At 59.4% G+C, this 16,219-nt stretch carries 16 protein-coding genes; 13 read left to right on the plus strand and 3 right to left on the minus strand.

What is annotated here, in order from left to right; translation table 11 throughout:
• Nucleotides 1–170 precede the first annotated feature (170 nt).
• From NWI01_RS10795 to NWI01_RS18875, 4 genes are all read left to right on the plus strand, one after another.
• The gene (locus tag NWI01_RS10795; RefSeq protein ID WP_141383849.1) at nt 171–809 is read left to right on the plus strand and encodes a BA14K family protein; all 639 of its coding nucleotides are present in this window, start codon (nt 171–173) and stop codon (nt 807–809) included.
• A 777-nt stretch (nt 810–1,586) separates the two neighbouring features.
• Entirely contained in the window at nt 1,587–5,411 is a 3,825-nt protein-coding gene (locus tag NWI01_RS10800) for a vitamin B12-dependent ribonucleotide reductase (RefSeq protein WP_141383850.1), read from the plus strand.
• A gap of 86 nt (nt 5,412–5,497) precedes the next feature.
• A complete protein-coding gene (locus NWI01_RS10805) occupies nt 5,498–6,436 on the plus strand; it encodes a hypothetical protein (protein ID WP_141383851.1) in 939 nt (312 codons plus the stop codon).
• 2 nt (nt 6,437–6,438) lie between these two features.
• Nucleotides 6,439–7,032, plus strand: a complete 594-nt coding sequence (locus NWI01_RS18875; protein ID WP_181410438.1) for a hypothetical protein — start codon at nt 6,439–6,441, stop codon at nt 7,030–7,032.
• A gap of 221 nt (nt 7,033–7,253) precedes the next feature.
• Here NWI01_RS18875 and NWI01_RS18880 read toward each other — a convergent pair whose 3' ends face one another.
• Nucleotides 7,254–7,409 (minus strand): hypothetical protein, encoded by a 156-nt coding sequence (locus NWI01_RS18880; protein ID WP_181410439.1) that lies wholly within the window; start codon nt 7,407–7,409, stop codon nt 7,254–7,256.
• Between the two features lie 50 nt (nt 7,410–7,459).
• Nucleotides 7,460–8,170 carry an ROK family protein gene (locus NWI01_RS10810; RefSeq protein WP_141383852.1) on the minus strand — a complete coding sequence of 237 codons (711 nt, stop codon included), beginning with the start codon at nt 8,168–8,170 and terminating at the stop codon, nt 7,460–7,462.
• Nucleotides 8,171–8,468: 298 nt separating this feature from the next.
• On the opposite strand from NWI01_RS10810, the gene yghU reads away from it, so the two are divergent.
• The 7 genes from yghU (at nt 8,469) to NWI01_RS10845 (ending at nt 12,690) form a co-directional block, all read left to right on the plus strand.
• Nucleotides 8,469–9,341 carry a glutathione-dependent disulfide-bond oxidoreductase gene (gene yghU / locus NWI01_RS10815; protein WP_141383853.1) on the plus strand — a complete coding sequence of 291 codons (873 nt, stop codon included), beginning with the start codon at nt 8,469–8,471 and terminating at the stop codon, nt 9,339–9,341.
• Nucleotides 9,342–9,389: 48 nt separating this feature from the next.
• Nucleotides 9,390–10,070: a 3-oxoacyl-ACP reductase FabG gene (fabG, locus tag NWI01_RS10820; RefSeq protein ID WP_141383854.1), complete on the plus strand. Its 681-nt coding sequence runs from the start codon at nt 9,390–9,392 to the stop codon at nt 10,068–10,070.
• Between the two features lie 309 nt (nt 10,071–10,379).
• Nucleotides 10,380–10,922, plus strand: coding sequence for a bifunctional 3-hydroxydecanoyl-ACP dehydratase/trans-2-decenoyl-ACP isomerase (fabA, locus tag NWI01_RS10825; protein WP_141383855.1), 543 nt, complete (start codon nt 10,380–10,382; stop codon nt 10,920–10,922).
• Between the two features lie 37 nt (nt 10,923–10,959).
• Nucleotides 10,960–11,634, plus strand: a complete 675-nt coding sequence (locus tag NWI01_RS10830) for a DUF2161 domain-containing phosphodiesterase (protein WP_141383856.1) — start codon at nt 10,960–10,962, stop codon at nt 11,632–11,634.
• A gap of 9 nt (nt 11,635–11,643) precedes the next feature.
• A complete protein-coding gene (locus NWI01_RS10835) occupies nt 11,644–11,985 on the plus strand; it encodes a hypothetical protein (RefSeq protein ID WP_141383857.1) in 342 nt (113 codons plus the stop codon).
• Between the two features lie 8 nt (nt 11,986–11,993).
• Nucleotides 11,994–12,293, plus strand: a complete 300-nt coding sequence (locus NWI01_RS10840) for a hypothetical protein (protein WP_141383887.1) — start codon at nt 11,994–11,996, stop codon at nt 12,291–12,293.
• 151 nt (nt 12,294–12,444) lie between these two features.
• Entirely contained in the window at nt 12,445–12,690 is a 246-nt protein-coding gene (locus NWI01_RS10845) for a DUF6719 family protein (RefSeq protein ID WP_141383858.1), read from the plus strand.
• A gap of 186 nt (nt 12,691–12,876) precedes the next feature.
• Here NWI01_RS10845 and NWI01_RS10850 read toward each other — a convergent pair whose 3' ends face one another.
• Nucleotides 12,877–13,437, minus strand: coding sequence for a CreA family protein (locus NWI01_RS10850; RefSeq protein ID WP_141383859.1), 561 nt, complete (start codon nt 13,435–13,437; stop codon nt 12,877–12,879).
• A gap of 201 nt (nt 13,438–13,638) precedes the next feature.
• Here NWI01_RS10850 and NWI01_RS10855 point away from each other — a divergent pair, with 201 nt between their 5' ends.
• Both NWI01_RS10855 and NWI01_RS10860 read left to right on the plus strand, forming a co-directional pair.
• A complete protein-coding gene (locus tag NWI01_RS10855; protein WP_141383860.1) occupies nt 13,639–15,108 on the plus strand; it encodes a L,D-transpeptidase in 1,470 nt (489 codons plus the stop codon).
• Nucleotides 15,109–15,276: 168 nt separating this feature from the next.
• Nucleotides 15,277–16,203 (plus strand): polysaccharide deacetylase family protein, encoded by a 927-nt coding sequence (locus tag NWI01_RS10860; RefSeq protein ID WP_141383861.1) that lies wholly within the window; start codon nt 15,277–15,279, stop codon nt 16,201–16,203.
• Nucleotides 16,204–16,219 lie beyond the last annotated feature (16 nt).

A 16,219-nucleotide genomic window follows, 5' to 3' on the forward strand; every position in this document is an offset into this window, starting at 1 on the left:
CAAGCATTTTGTTCAAAAAGAATTTTTAGAAAAATATTCTGCTGAAGCGCATGCGCGCGCCCGGGATGGAACATGTCTGCGGGTAAGGTTGCGGAACTCACCCTTTGTCGCCACGTTTGGTTGGTTGAGCGAAGCCTTCGATTGGATTACCTGAACATGGAGTTACCAATATGTTCCGTTTCAAATCCGTTCTAGCGGCGACCGTCATCGCGCTAGCTCCGTTAATTGTGACGTCGTCTCCAAGTGAAGCCCAAAGGGGATTCGGCCGCATGGGCGGTATGGGCATGGGTGGTATGGGCATGGGGATGGGCGGCGGCCGGTTCATGGGCATGGGGATGGGCGGCGGTTGGCGAGGCGGCGGGATGCGCATGGGTGGACCTCGCATGGGCTTCGCCGGTCGCGGTTGGGGCGGACATCGCATGGGCTTCGCTGGACGCGGCTGGGGCGCGCATCGCATCGGCTGGGCCGGTCGCGGGTGGCGCCGCGGTTGGGGCGGCGGCTGGGGCGGTGGATTCTACCCCGGTTTTATTGGCGGAGGTCTGTTGGGCGCAGGAATGTGGGGTGGAGGTTTGTGGGGCAGCCCGTGGGGTTGGGGCGGCGGATGGGGTTGGGGCGGATCGCCCTTCTATTCCGATTATTACGGGTATGATGACGGGTATTATGACGACGGCGCGGCTGTCGCTCCAACCGTCGTTCGATCCAATGGCGGCGATATCACCTACTGCCAGCGGCGGTTCAGATCATACGATGTGCGTTCCGGAACCTATCTGGGCCGCGACGGCAGACGTCATCCCTGCCCAAGTCGCTAATAATACCAAGACGCTACCAACACTTGCCGATTAGGCCTTAATCCCGGAGCGGTGCGAAACCACCGCTCCTTTTCTTTTGCTTTTCTTCGATCGCCGCTGCGCGCCGAGTCGCTGCCTTTGGCAACCCTTCGCCTGCATTAAACAACTGCCTTGTGAACAGCGGGCGAAATTCATTTCGGGGAGGCGACTTCAAGGATTTGCCGTTGGGAATCCCCGGAGACTCACTGATACTTGAAGCAATTCAGGCCAAATTCGATGCTTGGCCTCTCCCTTTCCACCATATTTAGTGTTTGATTCACAGGTTCTCACTAGTCCTTGACGCATGCAAGGGAGTCGCCCTAGCTTCGATCCTGTCAGGCGCGAGTGTTTTCGGGTTCCCGCCGGACGCTCCTAGGAGCGTTTTCAAGCGAAGTGGACACCGGTTCGCGTGAAGAAAACGCGTCAAATCAAAATCATGGAGCCCGCTTCTGATTCAATCAGAAGCGGAAAGGCTCTGGAGATCAAGATCGGGCTACTCCATCCGCCGGTAGAGGCAGCGGCTGGTGAACGATATTGCCCCGGGGGGCTTGGGGCATCAGGAGTACGGAGAGCCGGATCAAAACCGGTTCAAATTGGGGATGCGAGGCGTTGAGTCCGAGTCCGCCTCGCGGGCTTGAGGTCCGGTGAAACCTGACTGGACAGGTTTGGCCGGCCGGCCAAACCGCGGGCGCTAGGTTCGCGAAGGGAAACCGCCGCTGCCGCACGAAGCGGTGACGGACAGTTACGGGGCACGAAACAATGCGATTCGAACGGCGCTACACCACGGACGGCCATTCACCCTATGCCGGGATTGATTTCCGGCTGACCACGAGCGAGATTCGAAATCCGGACGGCTCGGTGGTGTTTCGCCTCGAAAATGTGGAAGTGCCGGAATTCTGGTCGCAGGTCGCTTCCGACGTACTGGCGCAGAAGTATTTCCGGAAAGCTGGCGTCGCGGCGCGCTTGAAGAAAGTCGAGGAGGAAACAGTCCCTTCGTGGCTGTGGCGTTCGATCCCCGATACCGAGGCGCTCGCCGCCCTCCCCGAGAACGAACGCATCGTCGGGGAAACCTCGGCGAAGCAGGTCTTCGACCGGCTGGCCGGCTGCTGGACCTATTGGGGCTGGAAAGGCGGCTACTTCACCTCTGAAGACGACGCGCGGGCTTTCAGCGACGAACTGCGCTACATGCTGGCGCGCCAGATGGTGGCGCCGAACTCGCCGCAGTGGTTCAACACCGGCCTGCACTGGGCCTATGGCATCGACGGCCCCGGCCAGGGCCACTACTACGTCGACTTCCAGACCGGCAAGATGATCAGGTCGAAGTCGTCCTATGAACATCCGCAGCCGCACGCCTGTTTCATCCAGGGCATCGAGGACGACCTCGTCAATGAAGGCGGCATCATGGATCTGTGGGTGCGCGAGGCGCGCCTGTTCAAATACGGCTCCGGCACCGGCTCCAACTTCTCGCGGTTACGTGGCGAAGGCGAGCGCCTCTCGGGCGGCGGCCGCTCCTCAGGCCTGATGAGCTTCCTCAAGATCGGCGACCGCGCGGCTGGGGCCATCAAGAGCGGCGGCACCACGCGCCGCGCCGCCAAGATGGTGGTGGTCGATGCCGATCACCCTGATATCGAGCAGTATATCGACTGGAAGGTGAAGGAGGAGCAGAAGGTCGCCGCCCTCGTCACCGGCTCCAGGATCAACCAGAAGCACCTCAAGGCGGTGATGCGCGCCTGCGTCAACTGCGAGGGCTCGGGCGACGACTGCTTCTTGCCGGAAAAGAACCCGGCGCTGCGCCGTGAGATCAAGCTCGCCCGCCGCGCCCAGGTGCCTGACAACTACATCAAGCGTGTCATCCAGTTCGCCCGGCAGGGCTACAAGGAGATCGACTTCCCGGTCTACGATACCGACTGGGATTCCGAGGCGTATCTCACCGTCTCCGGCCAGAACTCCAACAATTCGGTATCGCTGAAAGACGACTTCCTGCGCGCGGTCGAGACCGACGGCGACTGGAATCTGAAGGGACGCACGAACGGGAAGGTGACGAAGACCCTCAAGGCGCGCGAGCTTTGGGAAAAGATCGGCTACGCCGCCTGGGCCTCGGCCGATCCCGGCCTGCACTTCAACACCACGATGAACGACTGGCACACCTGCAAGGCGTCCGGCGACATCCGCGCGTCGAATCCATGCTCGGAATACATGTTCCTCGACGATACCGCCTGCAACCTCGCCTCCGCGAATCTGATCACGTTCTATGATACCGCCTCGAAGCAGTTCAACGTGGAGGCTTATGAACACACCGTTCGTCTCTGGACCGTCGTTCTGGAGATCTCGGTGCTGATGGCGCAGTTTCCGTCGAAGGCGATCGCCGCGCTTTCCTATGAATTCCGCACGCTCGGTCTCGGCTTCGCCAACATCGGCGGTCTCCTGATGACCATGGGCCTGTCCTATGACTCGCGTGAAGGACGCGCGCTGTGCGGCGCGCTGACCGCGATCATGACCGGCATTGCCTACGGGACTTCCGCTGAAATGGCCGGCGAACTCGGCGCGTTCCCCGGCCACAAGAAAAACGCCGGCCATATGCTGCGCGTGATCCGCAATCACCGCCGCGCCGCGCACGGTCAGGCACACGGCTATGAGGCGCTCGCGGTCAACCCGGTGCCGCTGGACCACGCCTCCTGCCCGCAAGCGGACCTGATCGCCCACGCAACCAGGGCGTGGGATGACGCGCTCGCGCTCGGCGAGCAGCACGGCTACCGCAATGCCCAGGTCACGGTGGTGGCGCCGACCGGCACCATCGGCCTGGTCATGGACTGCGACACCACCGGCATCGAGCCCGACTTCGCGCTGGTGAAGTTCAAGAAGCTCGCCGGCGGCGGCTACTGGAAGATCATCAATCGCGCGGTGCCGGAGGCGCTGCGCGCGCTTGGCTATCGCGAGAGCGAGATCGCCGAGATCGAGGCCTATGCGGTCGGCCACGGCTCGCTGTCCAACGCGCCGGGCATCAACGTCTCCACCTTGAAGGCCAAGGGGTTCACCGACGAGGCCATCGCCAAGGTGGAAAAGGCGCTGCCCACCGCGTTCGACATCAAGTTCGCCTTCAATAAATGGACGTTCGGCGAGGACTTCATCCGTGACACGCTCGGGGTCGACGCCGACGCCCTCGCCTCGCCGGCCTTCGACCTGCTCGCCGCGATCGGCTTCAACAGGCGCGAAATCGAAGCCGCCAACGTGCACATCTGCGGCGCGATGACGGTGGAAGGCGCGCCTCACCTCAGGGCCGAGCACTATCCGGTGTTCGACTGCGCCAACCCCTGCGGCAAGATCGGCAAGCGCTATCTCTCGGTCGAAAGCCACATCCGCATGATGGCGGCTTCGCAGCCCTTCATCTCGGGCGCGATCTCGAAAACCATCAACATGCCGAACGACGCCACGGTGGAAGACTGCAAGTCGGCCTATCTGCTGTCGTGGAAGCTCGCGCTGAAGGCCAACGCGCTCTACCGCGACGGATCGAAACTGTCCCAGCCGCTCAACTCGCAGCTCATCGCCGATGATGACAGCGACGACGACGCGATCGAGGCGCTGATGGACAAGCCGATGGCCGCCCGAACCGCGCAGGTGGCGGAAAAGGTTGTTGAGAAGCTGGTGGAGCGCATTGTCGTGCTGCGCGAGCGCGAGAGGATGCCGGACCGCCGCAAGGGCTATACCCAGAAGGCCGTGGTCGGTGGCCACAAGGTCTATGTCCGCACCGGCGAATATGACGACGGCCGCCTGGGCGAGATCTTCATCGACATGCACAAGGAAGGCGCGGCGCTACGCTCCTTCATCAACAACTTCGCCATTGCGGTGTCGCTCGGCCTGCAATACGGCGTGCCGCTGGAGGAATATGTCGACGCCTTCACCTTCACCCGCTTCGAACCGGCGGGACCGGTGCAGGGCAACGACTCGATCAAGTACGCGACTTCGATCCTCGACTACGTATTCCGAGAACTCGCCGTCAGCTATATGGGACGCTACGACCTCGCCCATGTCGATCCGTCGGAGACCGGCTTCGACGCGCTCGGCAAGGGCGTGGCCGAAGGCAAGACGCCGGAAGGCCAGCAGGCCACCCGCTATGTGTCGAAGGGCCTGACCCGCTCACGCACCGACAACCTCGTCGTCATGCGCGGAGGGGTACCCTCCCCTGGAGGGGGAGGTTCGGCAAGCCCTGGCGTGCAAGAGCACGCCGCGGCGAGCCGGGGTGGGGTGAATCTCGACAACAGCGCGCGTTCTTCTGCTCCCTCCGCCCTTGCGGGGGCCAACGTCACCGCCCTCTCCTCTTCGCGCGCCGGCGATACGCTCGAAGGCGCGGCCGCGCTGAAGCAGGACACCGGTCACGATCTCTCGCCGACCGAGCGGCTAGAGCAGCAGCAGAGAGGCAAGGTCGCCGCGCCGGCAATCGCACCGACCAAGGCCGAGCGCCGCGCCGAAGCGAAGGCAAAAGGCTATGAGGGCGAGATGTGCCCGGAGTGCGCTAACTTCACGCTGGTGCGCAATGGCACCTGCATGAAGTGCGACACGTGTGGAAGCACGACGGGATGTAGCTAATTCACAACGGCGGCTTCGTTTTTGTCCAATAAACATGAAGCGGGAAGAAATTGTCCGTTCGTTTTACAAATTAGCTGGCGCTAAGCATGGCCAAACGTCAGATCAACCGGCAAATCACGGCCTCTTTCCACTATTTGGTCAAGACCGTGAAGAATGAAGATACTGAGGGAGAACCAACTGAGTTGCCGTTTACGTCCGCGGAATTCTCAAGAATCCTTAACCGAATTAAGGACGTCTCGCTGCTCGACGTCAAAGACGAAAATATCATCGCGAACATCAAACTAGGCCACGAACTGCCGTTCACCTATCACGAGATTGTCGACAATCACTTGCATTTCGGAGAATTCGAAGGCGCGTACTACGGGCAAGAATATCGCAACAATCGACTAGGAGTGATTGCTGCGGACAGCTTAAACTTGCGAAGGTTCAATTACCTGACGACTCGGTTGAGCGACGGTAGAATTCTGATCGGTGTTACATACAATGGACAATTCGGAGACTACGAAGGCATAAGACAATGCTTTACACATCTCCTTCAATCCAACGGCACAGTCACGTCTAAAACAATCAAAAGCGTTTCAGACGAAATCGGTGCTGGCGTGCCTGTTGAGGTAAAACTAACATTTCGAACCGCTAGCGCGCGACCAGAGCGTCGAGGTCTTTTTGCACGATCAGGTGTCATTGCGATCAGATCAACAGAGTATGGTGATGGATTTGGCGAAGAAGTCGCCAGGATGGCGCGAAGCGCGAAGGGTGGGATTAAAGACAGAAAGCGCTCAATTGCCGATCTGGTGAAAGCTAGCTCCATGATTGAGTTAGAGGATGACGATATTGTCGCCGTCACTGCGCTCGTAAGAGAGCAAGGCAGGACGAGAACTATTTACTTTCTCGGTGAGAATAACTTTTCAACGAAGTATCCTCTGAAGGTTAGCGTATCAGCGAATGGAACAGCCAATCGTACCGAAGTTCGAAGCGAACTTATCAATCTCATGCGAAGCAAAATCATTCCGATGATAAGCGGATAGCGATGAGATCTCTAATTGCTGCAAATTACGAAACCTATCGCGACTTGCGGACTAGCGCTCGCGAAAATCATCTGGTCCGACTCGTCGGATCAGCACTTGTCAGTATATTCTTCGCTGTATTCTTTAACATTGCCACCAACAGCGGAATAATTGTTACAGCATTGGCCGTTTTGACAGGTTTCATTTTTGCGGCCTTGTGCTCAGACCATTCTCTCGTCGATGCTAGATTGCCTGTACCCAAGGATGAGCTTCAAGTTGCTGAGATCGTTAGACTTGGACATTTGGCTACTAACTTCCAATCTCGCTCTGCTTACTTCATTTTTCTTGCAATCTGCACGATTGGCCTACTAGTTCTGATCAGCACTGCTGCACTACCCGAACAAGATCGCCTGATCCCCGCCAGCACATTCGCTTTCCTCGATTCCTATTCGCTCAACGAATGCCTTCCAACATTCTTCCGCACATTGCGAGTGTTCTTGGCCAGCTTCGCAGCATTCATGTCCTTAGAGTGTGTCTATACATTTTACCGTTTGTCAGAGACGACGTTGGCAATAGTCTATGCTCGTAGAATCTATCTGAGATCGGAACGTTTGTAATACGCTAACGGTAGCTCGTAGAGCGGAGCAGCGCAACGTAGTCCGCCGCACCTCTCCCTCGATAGTGTGATAGAGGTTAGGTTACAGCCTTCGGCTATGGAACCACTGCCTCCTTGGCAATGGATCTAGACAGAATCGCTCACGCCTGTTCAAAGACGAAGCTGCGCCGCCCAAGATGAGTTCCCTCACACTTCCAGCAAGCTCATCACGTGCCGAATCCGTCAAATGCCGAGGTGTTTGATAACCACCAGTCCGACGAAGAAAGCAACCAGCAGGAACGCGCCGACTATCACGTAGACGTTCTTGCGGCGTTTGCTCATATTCGGCGCCCCGTTGTATTCTCGCGTAGAACTGCGCCATTCCCTGAAATCGTTCATTGTTCAAACCTCCGTCGCCGCCGGCGTTAAGCCCCATGCATAGGAAGCGCTTAACGCACCCTCGCCCGCGCGTCCACACCGCTCTGATCCCATAACCGGAAACCGCCCTCGAACGCATCGGCATTGTCGCCGCGCCGCGATTTCGGCGGCAGCTTTTCGAGATGCTTGACGTTGCCGCCGCCGATCAGCACCTCGTCCGGTTCGAGCGCGGCCGAAAGCTGCGCGACGATATCGAAGACATGCTTGCGCCATTTCCTGTCGCCGCTGCGCTTACGCCCGGCCTTCCCGGCGTAATCTTCATAGGTTCTACCCTTCCGGTATGGCAGGTGAGCCAATTCCATCGGCTCCGGTTCGCCGTCCACGATCATCGCGGAGCCGAGTCCGGTGCCGAGCCCGAGAAACAGCATCCGCCCGCCGCGATAGCCGCCGAGCGCCTGCATCAACGCGTCGTTGACCAGCCGGGTCGGCTTGCCGAACGCCTTCTGAAAATCGAAGCCCTTCCACCCCTCGCCGAGATTGATGGGCTCGCGTAGAGGGCGATTGCCGCAGACCGGGCCGGGATAGCCGATCGAAATCACGTCGAAGGACCAGTCCTTCGTCAGCGCCTTGACCCTGCGCACCATTTCTTTCGCCGTGAGATCGGGTCCGGATTCGAACTTGCGCGGGGTGCGGTCCGTGTTGGTCATCATCTTGACATTGGACCCGCCCACGTCGATCGCGAGAACGGCCCGGTTCGTCTGGCTGGAGCGTGCTGCCTTCATGGTTCGCCTCAAAACATCCGATGTGCGGCCAGCGGCGCTTCAAAAGCGCCGATCTCAAACGCTGGCGCTTCGCGATTGCTCTCCGCTTGCGGCCGTTCAAATTCGGGCCTAACTAGAGCCCTTCCGCTTCCGCTTGAACAGAAGCGAGGCTCTAGATTGTTGTTTTGACGCGTTTTCTTTCCGCGAACCGGTATCCATCCTTAGGGCTCAAGCCCGAGGACATGCTTCGCTCGAAAACGCTATAGCTGCGGTATCTGCCTGTCTCACTATCATACTCGCTGCTCCGGAGTGCCTCTTGATGACCGACGCCCCCTATACACCGCCCAAAGTCTGGACCTTTGATAAGGAGAATGGCGGCAGATTCGCTTCGGTCAACCGGCCGACCGCCGGCGCGACCCACGAAAAGGTGCTGCCCGTCGGCAAGCATCCCTTCCAGCTTTATTCGCGGGGAACGCCGAACGGCCAGAAGGTCACCATCATGTTCGAGGAACTGCTCGCACGCGGTCACGCCGGCGCGGAATATGATGCGTGGTTGATCCAGATCGACGGCGAGCAATTCGGCTCGGGTTTCGTCGAGGTCAATCCGAACTCGAAGATTCCGGCGCTGGTTGACCGTTCGAGGCCCGTGCCGTTCCGCGTGTTTGAATCCGGTGCGATCCTCCTGCATCTCGCGGACAAGTTCCGCGAGTTCATCCCGAGGGCGACGGCGGCGCGCGCGGAGTGCCTGTCCTGGCTGTTCTGGCAGATGGGAAGCGCGCCCTATCTCGGCGGCGGCTTCGGGCACTTCTACCACTATGCGCCGGAGAAGATCGAATATGCCATCAATCGCTTCGCGATGGAAACGAAGCGGCAAATCGATGTGCTCGACCGCCGGCTCAAGGACAATGAGTATCTTGCCGGCGACGAGTACACGATCGCGGACATGGCGGTGTGGCCATGGTATGGCGGCCTGGCCGAGGGCGGGCTCTACGGCGACAGCGCGACCTTCCTCGACGTCCAGAGTTACAGGAACGTGCAGCGCTGGACCGCGCAGATTGCCGCGCGGCCCGCGGTGAAGCGCGGCCGCATCGTCAACCGCACCTCAGGTGATCCTGCAAGCCAGCTTCACGAGCGCCACGACGCTTCGGATTTCGAGACCCGGACGCAGGACAAGCTGGCGAAGCAGGGTTGAGGCGCGCCCTCTCTCATTAGCAGCCATTCCGGGCTGGAGGCTCATGCAATGCAAGGAAAGGTCATCGCCGTCACCGGAGCTTCCGGCGCGCTGGGCAAGGTGGTCGTGGATGCCGCCATCACGCGCGGCGCCAGGGTGGCCTGCATCAACAGGGCTGTGGCAAAGGGCGATGCTAGCGCCGACCGGCTCGAATTCGGCGGCGTCGATCTGGCTGACGCCGCACAGGCCTTGCAAGCCATAGATGCGGCGGCCGCGCATTTCGGCCGGCTCGATGCTCTCGTCAACATTGCCGGTGCGTTTGCCTTCGAAACCGTCGCCGACGGCGATCCGAAGACCTGGCAGCGCCTTTACGCGATCAATGTGACGACCGCGCTGAACGCCTCGCGAGCGGCGATCCCGCATCTGGTTGTGTCCGGCGCCGGACGCATCGTCAACATCGGCGCGATGGGAGCCTTGCAGGCTGGCGCGGGCATGGGCGCCTATGCCGCGTCGAAAGCGGCCGTGCATCGGCTGACCGAAGCGCTTGCGTCCGAGTTGAAGGGCAAGGTCACCGTCAACGCCGTCCTGCCCTCGACGATCGATACGCCAGCCAACCGCAAGGACATGCCCAAAGCGGATTTCGCGACCTGGGTGACGACGGATGAACTGGCTGATGTCATCCTGTTTCTGGCAAGCGATGCGGCGAGCGGCGTGACAGGTGTGCTGCTTCCCGTGCGCGGACGCGCTTGAATCGCGATTTGTATCGTTATAAATAATTGAATATAACAGTTTTCTGTCTCAAGCTTCGCGTCTGGTTGAACCGGAAGCGAAGCCTGCTGTTTGACGCGTCGTCTTCACGCGAGCCAATAATTTCCACCTCCGGCAAGGCCGGAGGACGTTCTTCCTTGGAAACGCTTTAGAACCCGATTTTAGACCCTTGTGTTTCCATCGTAACGTGTAATTATACCGTTGTTGCTATCTCGGGTAGCGGCCAGAAGTTCCCACCCCTCAGCTTCACGGTTTCCTTTCCTTCGTCGTTCAGCGGGGATCAGGGTCGAAATGCCTAACCTTCGCAGCAGCTATGACTACGAGGACTTGCTGGCTTGCGGCCGTGGCGAGATGTTCGGCCCCGACGAACCCAAACTTCCGTTGCCGCCGATGCTGATGTTCGATCGCATCACGGAGATCACGGAAGGCGGCGGGAAATACGGGCGCGGCCTGGTGCGCACCGAGCTCGACATCAAACCGAACCTCTGGTTCTTCCACTGCCATTTTCAGAACGACCCGGTGATGCCCGGTTGTCTTGGTCTCGACGGGCTTTGGCAGATGGTGGGATTTTATCTGGTCTGGCTTGGCCGCGACCGGAATGTGCGGGCTCGTGCTCTCGGTCTTGGTGATTTGAAGTTTACAGGTCAAATCTTGCCGCACGCCCGTAAAATATCCTACACGGTCGACATCAAGCGGGTGATGCGTTCGAAGCTGGTGATGGCGATTGCCGACGGTACGGTCAGCGTCGACGGCGATATGATCTATCATGCCAAGGATCTTCGGCTCGGCCTGTTCAAGAGCCTGCCCGGATCACCGATTGAGCCGACAAGCTGATAAGCTCCCGGCTATTGAGTCGGCTTGAGCTTGCACCGTGGAAACCTCGCTTTATCTTCCGGTCAAACGCCATCTTGAAAGCCTCGGTTTCTCGGTCAAAGGCGAAGTCGGGGGCTGCGACCTGGTTGCGCTCAACGGCGACGACCCGCCTGTCGTGGTGATCGGCGAACTGAAGCTGAGCTTCAATCTGGAGCTTATCCTGCAGGGCGTCGAGCGCGCGGGCGCATGCGATGAGGTCTGGCTTGCCGCCAGGCTGTCAATGCGAGGCAAGGGCCGCGAGAGCGACGCGCGCTATCGCAACCTGTGCCGGCGGCTCGGGTTCGGAATGCTCGGGGTGACACACCAGGGGAGCGTCGAGGTGCTGGTGGCGCCCTCCACTGCCAGTCCGCGCCGCAACCCGAAAAAGCGCTCCCGCCTGGTCATCGAGCATCAACGTCGCAAGGGCGATCCTGTTGCCGGCGGCAGCACGCGGACGCCGATCATGACAGCGTATCGCCAGCAGGCGCTGAGTTGCGCGGCCGCGATGGTTGCAGGTCCATGCCGCGTGCGGGACCTCAGAGGAGAGAATCCGGACGCTGGAAGAATCCTTCTTCACAATGTCTATGGATGGTTCGATCGCGTCGAGCGTGGAATTTACTGCCTGACCGAGGCCGGCAGGGATGCGCTGAAGCGATGGCCGCAACACTTATGCGAAGCAGTATCGATCGAATGAGTTCAGAGAATGGGGCTTCTGATCAGGCGCTGGGATCTTCAATCAAAGCGCGGCGGCATGTCGCATGTGGTCATTTTCCACCTGGCAAAGCGCGTCAAAATGCATAGCTGTTTTGCCACTTGGGATCCCGTACTGAGCGATGAAGCGCTGAGTTTCCTGAAGCAGGAGAAGCCTGCCTCTGCTTTCCGCTTCGTCATGCTGAATGCCTGTCGTGTTCTGAATTTGAATCGAAAGGCGCGGATGTCGGAGACAAATCGTTCGAAGAGCCGTCGTTCTTCGAACGATTATGGTCATGGTGCGTTAAGGCGTTTCACGTCAATTTTTCATGGGCCGGGTTTGCGCAACCATTGAGGCGAATGATGAGCGAAGGCTGGCATACAAAATATGGCATCCGGCGGGTTCGCCGCGATCCCCCTACGTTGGAGGAAGCTATCTTCGCCGCTACCGGGATCACCGACGATCTCGATTCGCAGGCGGAGATTGCGGCATCGCTGATTGGAATGCCCTTCGATATCGTTCACGCAGAGGTCAAGAAGACCGCTCGGGCTGTGACAAGGTCGCCCACGACACGCGTGATCGCCGGTGAGCAAGGCGCGCTGCGTTCGGTCGTGGTCGAGCGCCGCGCGGTCCGCAGATTTGGCAACGACAAGCGGCTTTGACGCGAACAGGTATTTACCGCAGCCCGCACTATTTATTACGTTCGCGAGCACAGTTGAGGTTCTTGGGAGCCGGAGAATCGCGTTACGAGAACGCTATAGTCCGGGTCGAGCCTTCGGACATGCTTCGCTTGGAACCCAACAGAAGAATCGAATGCTGGAATATCGCGGGCTAATCTCCTTGATAGTTGGCGCACTGATCGTCGTGGCGCCCGCCGCATATGCCTCGCAAGTTTCGAGAGAGACCGACATCGTGCATTTGCGGCTGGGCGAACGCATTCTTGTCGATGACGGATCCTGTCCTGCGGGTGAGATCAAGGAAATCGCCGGTACGAAGCTGACCCCCGCCGGCGTCGTCCGGGCACGCAAGTGCATATCGCGGATCCGCTTAAAGCGATGAATGCGCGCCACGATCAAGGCGCGAAAGACCATCTCCTTCGATCTGAATCCTTCGAGCCTGCGCCCTCTTTGATCGCGCATGATCCGATCAAGTTGAATCGGACCATGCTTTAGAAATGATTGTCTGGCCGGAGTGTGGCCGTATTTCCTCGCGGTGAGCAGGTCATCCACTTTTCGGGATCATGCTCTAATCGGACATGAAATCCGCGCATTTTTGCATGGCCGTGTCCGAAGCGCCCCAAGGCATGATCGGTACCGAGGACGTTGAATTCTGCGGCGAGCCTTCGATCACCCGGTCGGAGTAAACCATGTAGACCAGCACGTTTCGTTTCACGTCGCAGCCGCGTACGATCTGCATCTTCTTGAAGAACAGCGAACGCCGCTGGCGGAATATATCATCGCCCTGCTTCAGTTTTTCCTTGAAGCGGATCGGTCCCGTCTGGCGGCAGGAGAGCGAAATATCCGAAACTTCCTCCGCCACTCCGAGCCAGCCCTTGATGCCGCCCTTTTCTGGTACCGTGAAATGACATGCAACACCTTCGATCCCCGGATCGTCGACGCCATAAGTCGCGAGCTTGTCATTCGGTGTCAGCAGCTTGAAAACCGTCGAGCGGCGAAAGATCAAGTCGGGCTCGTCTGCTGCATGGGCGTATGTTCCAGCGAGCATCGCCATCGCCAGAACGATGAAGGCTAGAAAGGTCTGAGCCGTCCGGCGTCTCTCATCATGAATTTGAGCTCGAAATGTCATCAGGTAGCTCCATTTACTGAGTTCGGCCTATGTAGGTTCTTCAAGTTTCCGAAAAAAGGTCCCGATCGTCCAGCAAGCCGAGAATTAGAGTCGTGTGAAGGATTTTGCATTACCCTGCGTAAGCAGACCGGGAACCGACACGGGCCGGCCGGGCGTGACGTCCGCGACGCTCATCTGAACCATGATTCGAGGGACGAAGGCGTGAGTGAATATTGGTGTTTCCTGCGCGCGATACGGTGGCGTTCGTTGTCCGCCAACTTTTTCCTGGTTCGCGCGGGTGCATATCCCGGCCCGCGGCGCATCGGGATTGGACTGGTAACCGCGATCCTGATCGGGCTCGGATCACCCGCTCACAGCCAGTTCTTCTGGCAGGAGGATTACCCGGACGTTTATATCGAGGCACCTCCCCCGCCGCCGCCCGTGACGAGACCGCGGGCGCATGAATCCAAACCTCGCCGGCTTTCACAGCCAGAACCGGCGGCCAAGGTCATACGGAAGCCAAACGGTCCGGTCATCATCGCCGTTTCAATCCGCCAGCAAACAATGAAGGTCTACGACGGCAACGGCCTTTTCGCTGAAACGCCGGTGTCGACCGGAATGCGCGGCCACTCCACTCCAATGGGAGTTTTCAGCGTCATTCAAAAGCGAAAATGGCACCGCTCGAACATCTACAGCAACGCGCCGATGCCCTACATGCAACGCATCACCTGGTCCGGCATCGCGATGCACGCGGGCGCGCTTCCGGGTTATCCGGCATCGCACGGATGTATCCGAATGCCCTTGGACTTCGCGGTGAAGATGTGGAGTTGGACCAGGATCGGCGCGAGGGTCATCATCACGCCTGGCGAGGTGACGCCCGCTGATTTTTCGCACCCTCTGCTGATAACCCACCGGCCTGAGTCCGAGGCGGCGCCGGCCGAGGTAAAAGCCTCCGACGCCGGCAATGCGATGCCGCAAGTCGAGGTTTCATCGATTGCATCCGATCTGCCCGCGACCGGTGAGCCTGCTGCCGCAACGCCTGAGGCCGCCGCCGGGCCGGTCAGGACGGATTCAGGAAATGCGCAGGACGACGACACGACGGTAACGGCGGCGGTCAAGGTTGACGGAGATACGGCGGCCTCCCCGGCAGGAACTCCGGCAGCGCCGGAGGATCAATCGCGGCCCTCTCCTGAAAGCGCTGAGAAAACCGGGCTTACGGCGATCTCCGCATTGAAGCGGAGCGACCGGATCGCGGTCTTCATCAGCGGCAAGGACAGCAAGATCTATGTGAGGCAGAATTTTTCGCCGATATTCGATGCTCCGATCGCCATCGCAGCAAGCGATCGGCCCTTGGGAACTCACGTGTTCACGGCGAGAACGACCAGGGACAGCAAGGATGACTTCCGCTGGTCGGTGGTCTCGCTCCCGGCTCTCGCGCACCGCGCCGATCGGATTCACATTTCAAAAAGCCAGCCCGCCCGGCAAACGAAGGTGGCCGACGCAACGGCCAGACCAGTTTCGGTTCCGGAGAACCCCACCGAAGCGCTGGATCGCGTCTCCCTTCCCGAAGACGTCATGGCGAAAATCGCAAGCGCCCTTTCAACGGGAGATTCGATCGTTATCTCGGATCAGGGAATCGCAGGCAGCGGCGAAACCGGTGAAGGCACCGACTTCATCGTCAAGCTGCCATAATGTGGCGATTCAACCGCTCAGGCTTTCGCTGAGCGGCATGTCACAACGCGGTCTCAGAGAAAGCGGTCCAGTTGGGGATAAATGCCGTTTCCGTCGAAGTGGCCGACCCTGGCTGCGCTAGGATAACAACGCGGGCGACTCAACCGCGAAACCTTTGAGGTGATCGAGATGCGCATAACGGCGGTGCTGATTTCTGCAGGCGTGATTTCGTTGTGCGCAGCCACGGTTGCCTGGTCGCAGACACCGGCGCCCAAGGGCGCTCAGAACACCGCGCCGGTTCCCGCGCGGGCCAGCGGGCCGCAGGTCGCCTGTAACGGAAGTCCCGACGCACTCGGTGTTGCGCGCGTGGTCCAGATCGACACGACCGGCGGTCCGGGGTTCGGTTTCGAGCATTTCAAGCAACTCGACTTTTTGCGCGACAAGGAAGTGGTGTTGACGTTCGATGATGGCCCATGGCCCGGAAAAACACCTGCCGTGTTGAAGGCGCTTGCGGATCAATGCACCACCGGCATCTTCTTCTCGATCGGCAAGCACGCGACATATCATCCCGAAATCCTGAGGAATGTCGCCGCCGCAGGACACACCGTCGGCGGTCACACCTGGTCCCACGCCAACCTCAACAATAAGAAGCTGTCCGAGGACCAGCGCAAGGAAGAAATCGAGAAAGGTTTCAGCGCCGTCAAATGGGCGCTCGAAGCTGAACCCGCGCCGTTCTTCCGCTTCCCGGCGCTTCAGCATCCGCCGGAAATCGTGACGTATCTGGGCGAACGCAACGTCGCGATTTTCTCCTGCGACGTCGACTCGTTCGACTTCAAGACCCGCAATGCCGAACAGGTGGTCACCAACATCTTCAAGAAGCTGGACAAGGTCGGCAAGGGTATCATCCTGATGCACGATTTTCAGAAGCACACGGCCGAGGCGCTTCCCGAAGTTCTGCGCAGGCTCAAGGCCGGAGGCTATAAAGTGGTGCAGATGAAGGCCAAGGCCCCGATTCAAACGCTTGCGCAATATGACGAAGCGCTAAAGAAGGATACCAAGCTGCCGACCGTGAGCAAGCGTCCGATCGATAGCGTGGTCCAGACGATCTCCGAGTAGCGTGACGATCCAGGAC

The sequence above is a fragment of the Nitrobacter winogradskyi genome (assembly GCF_006539545.1).
Lineage (GTDB): Bacteria > Pseudomonadota > Alphaproteobacteria > Rhizobiales > Xanthobacteraceae > Nitrobacter > Nitrobacter winogradskyi_A.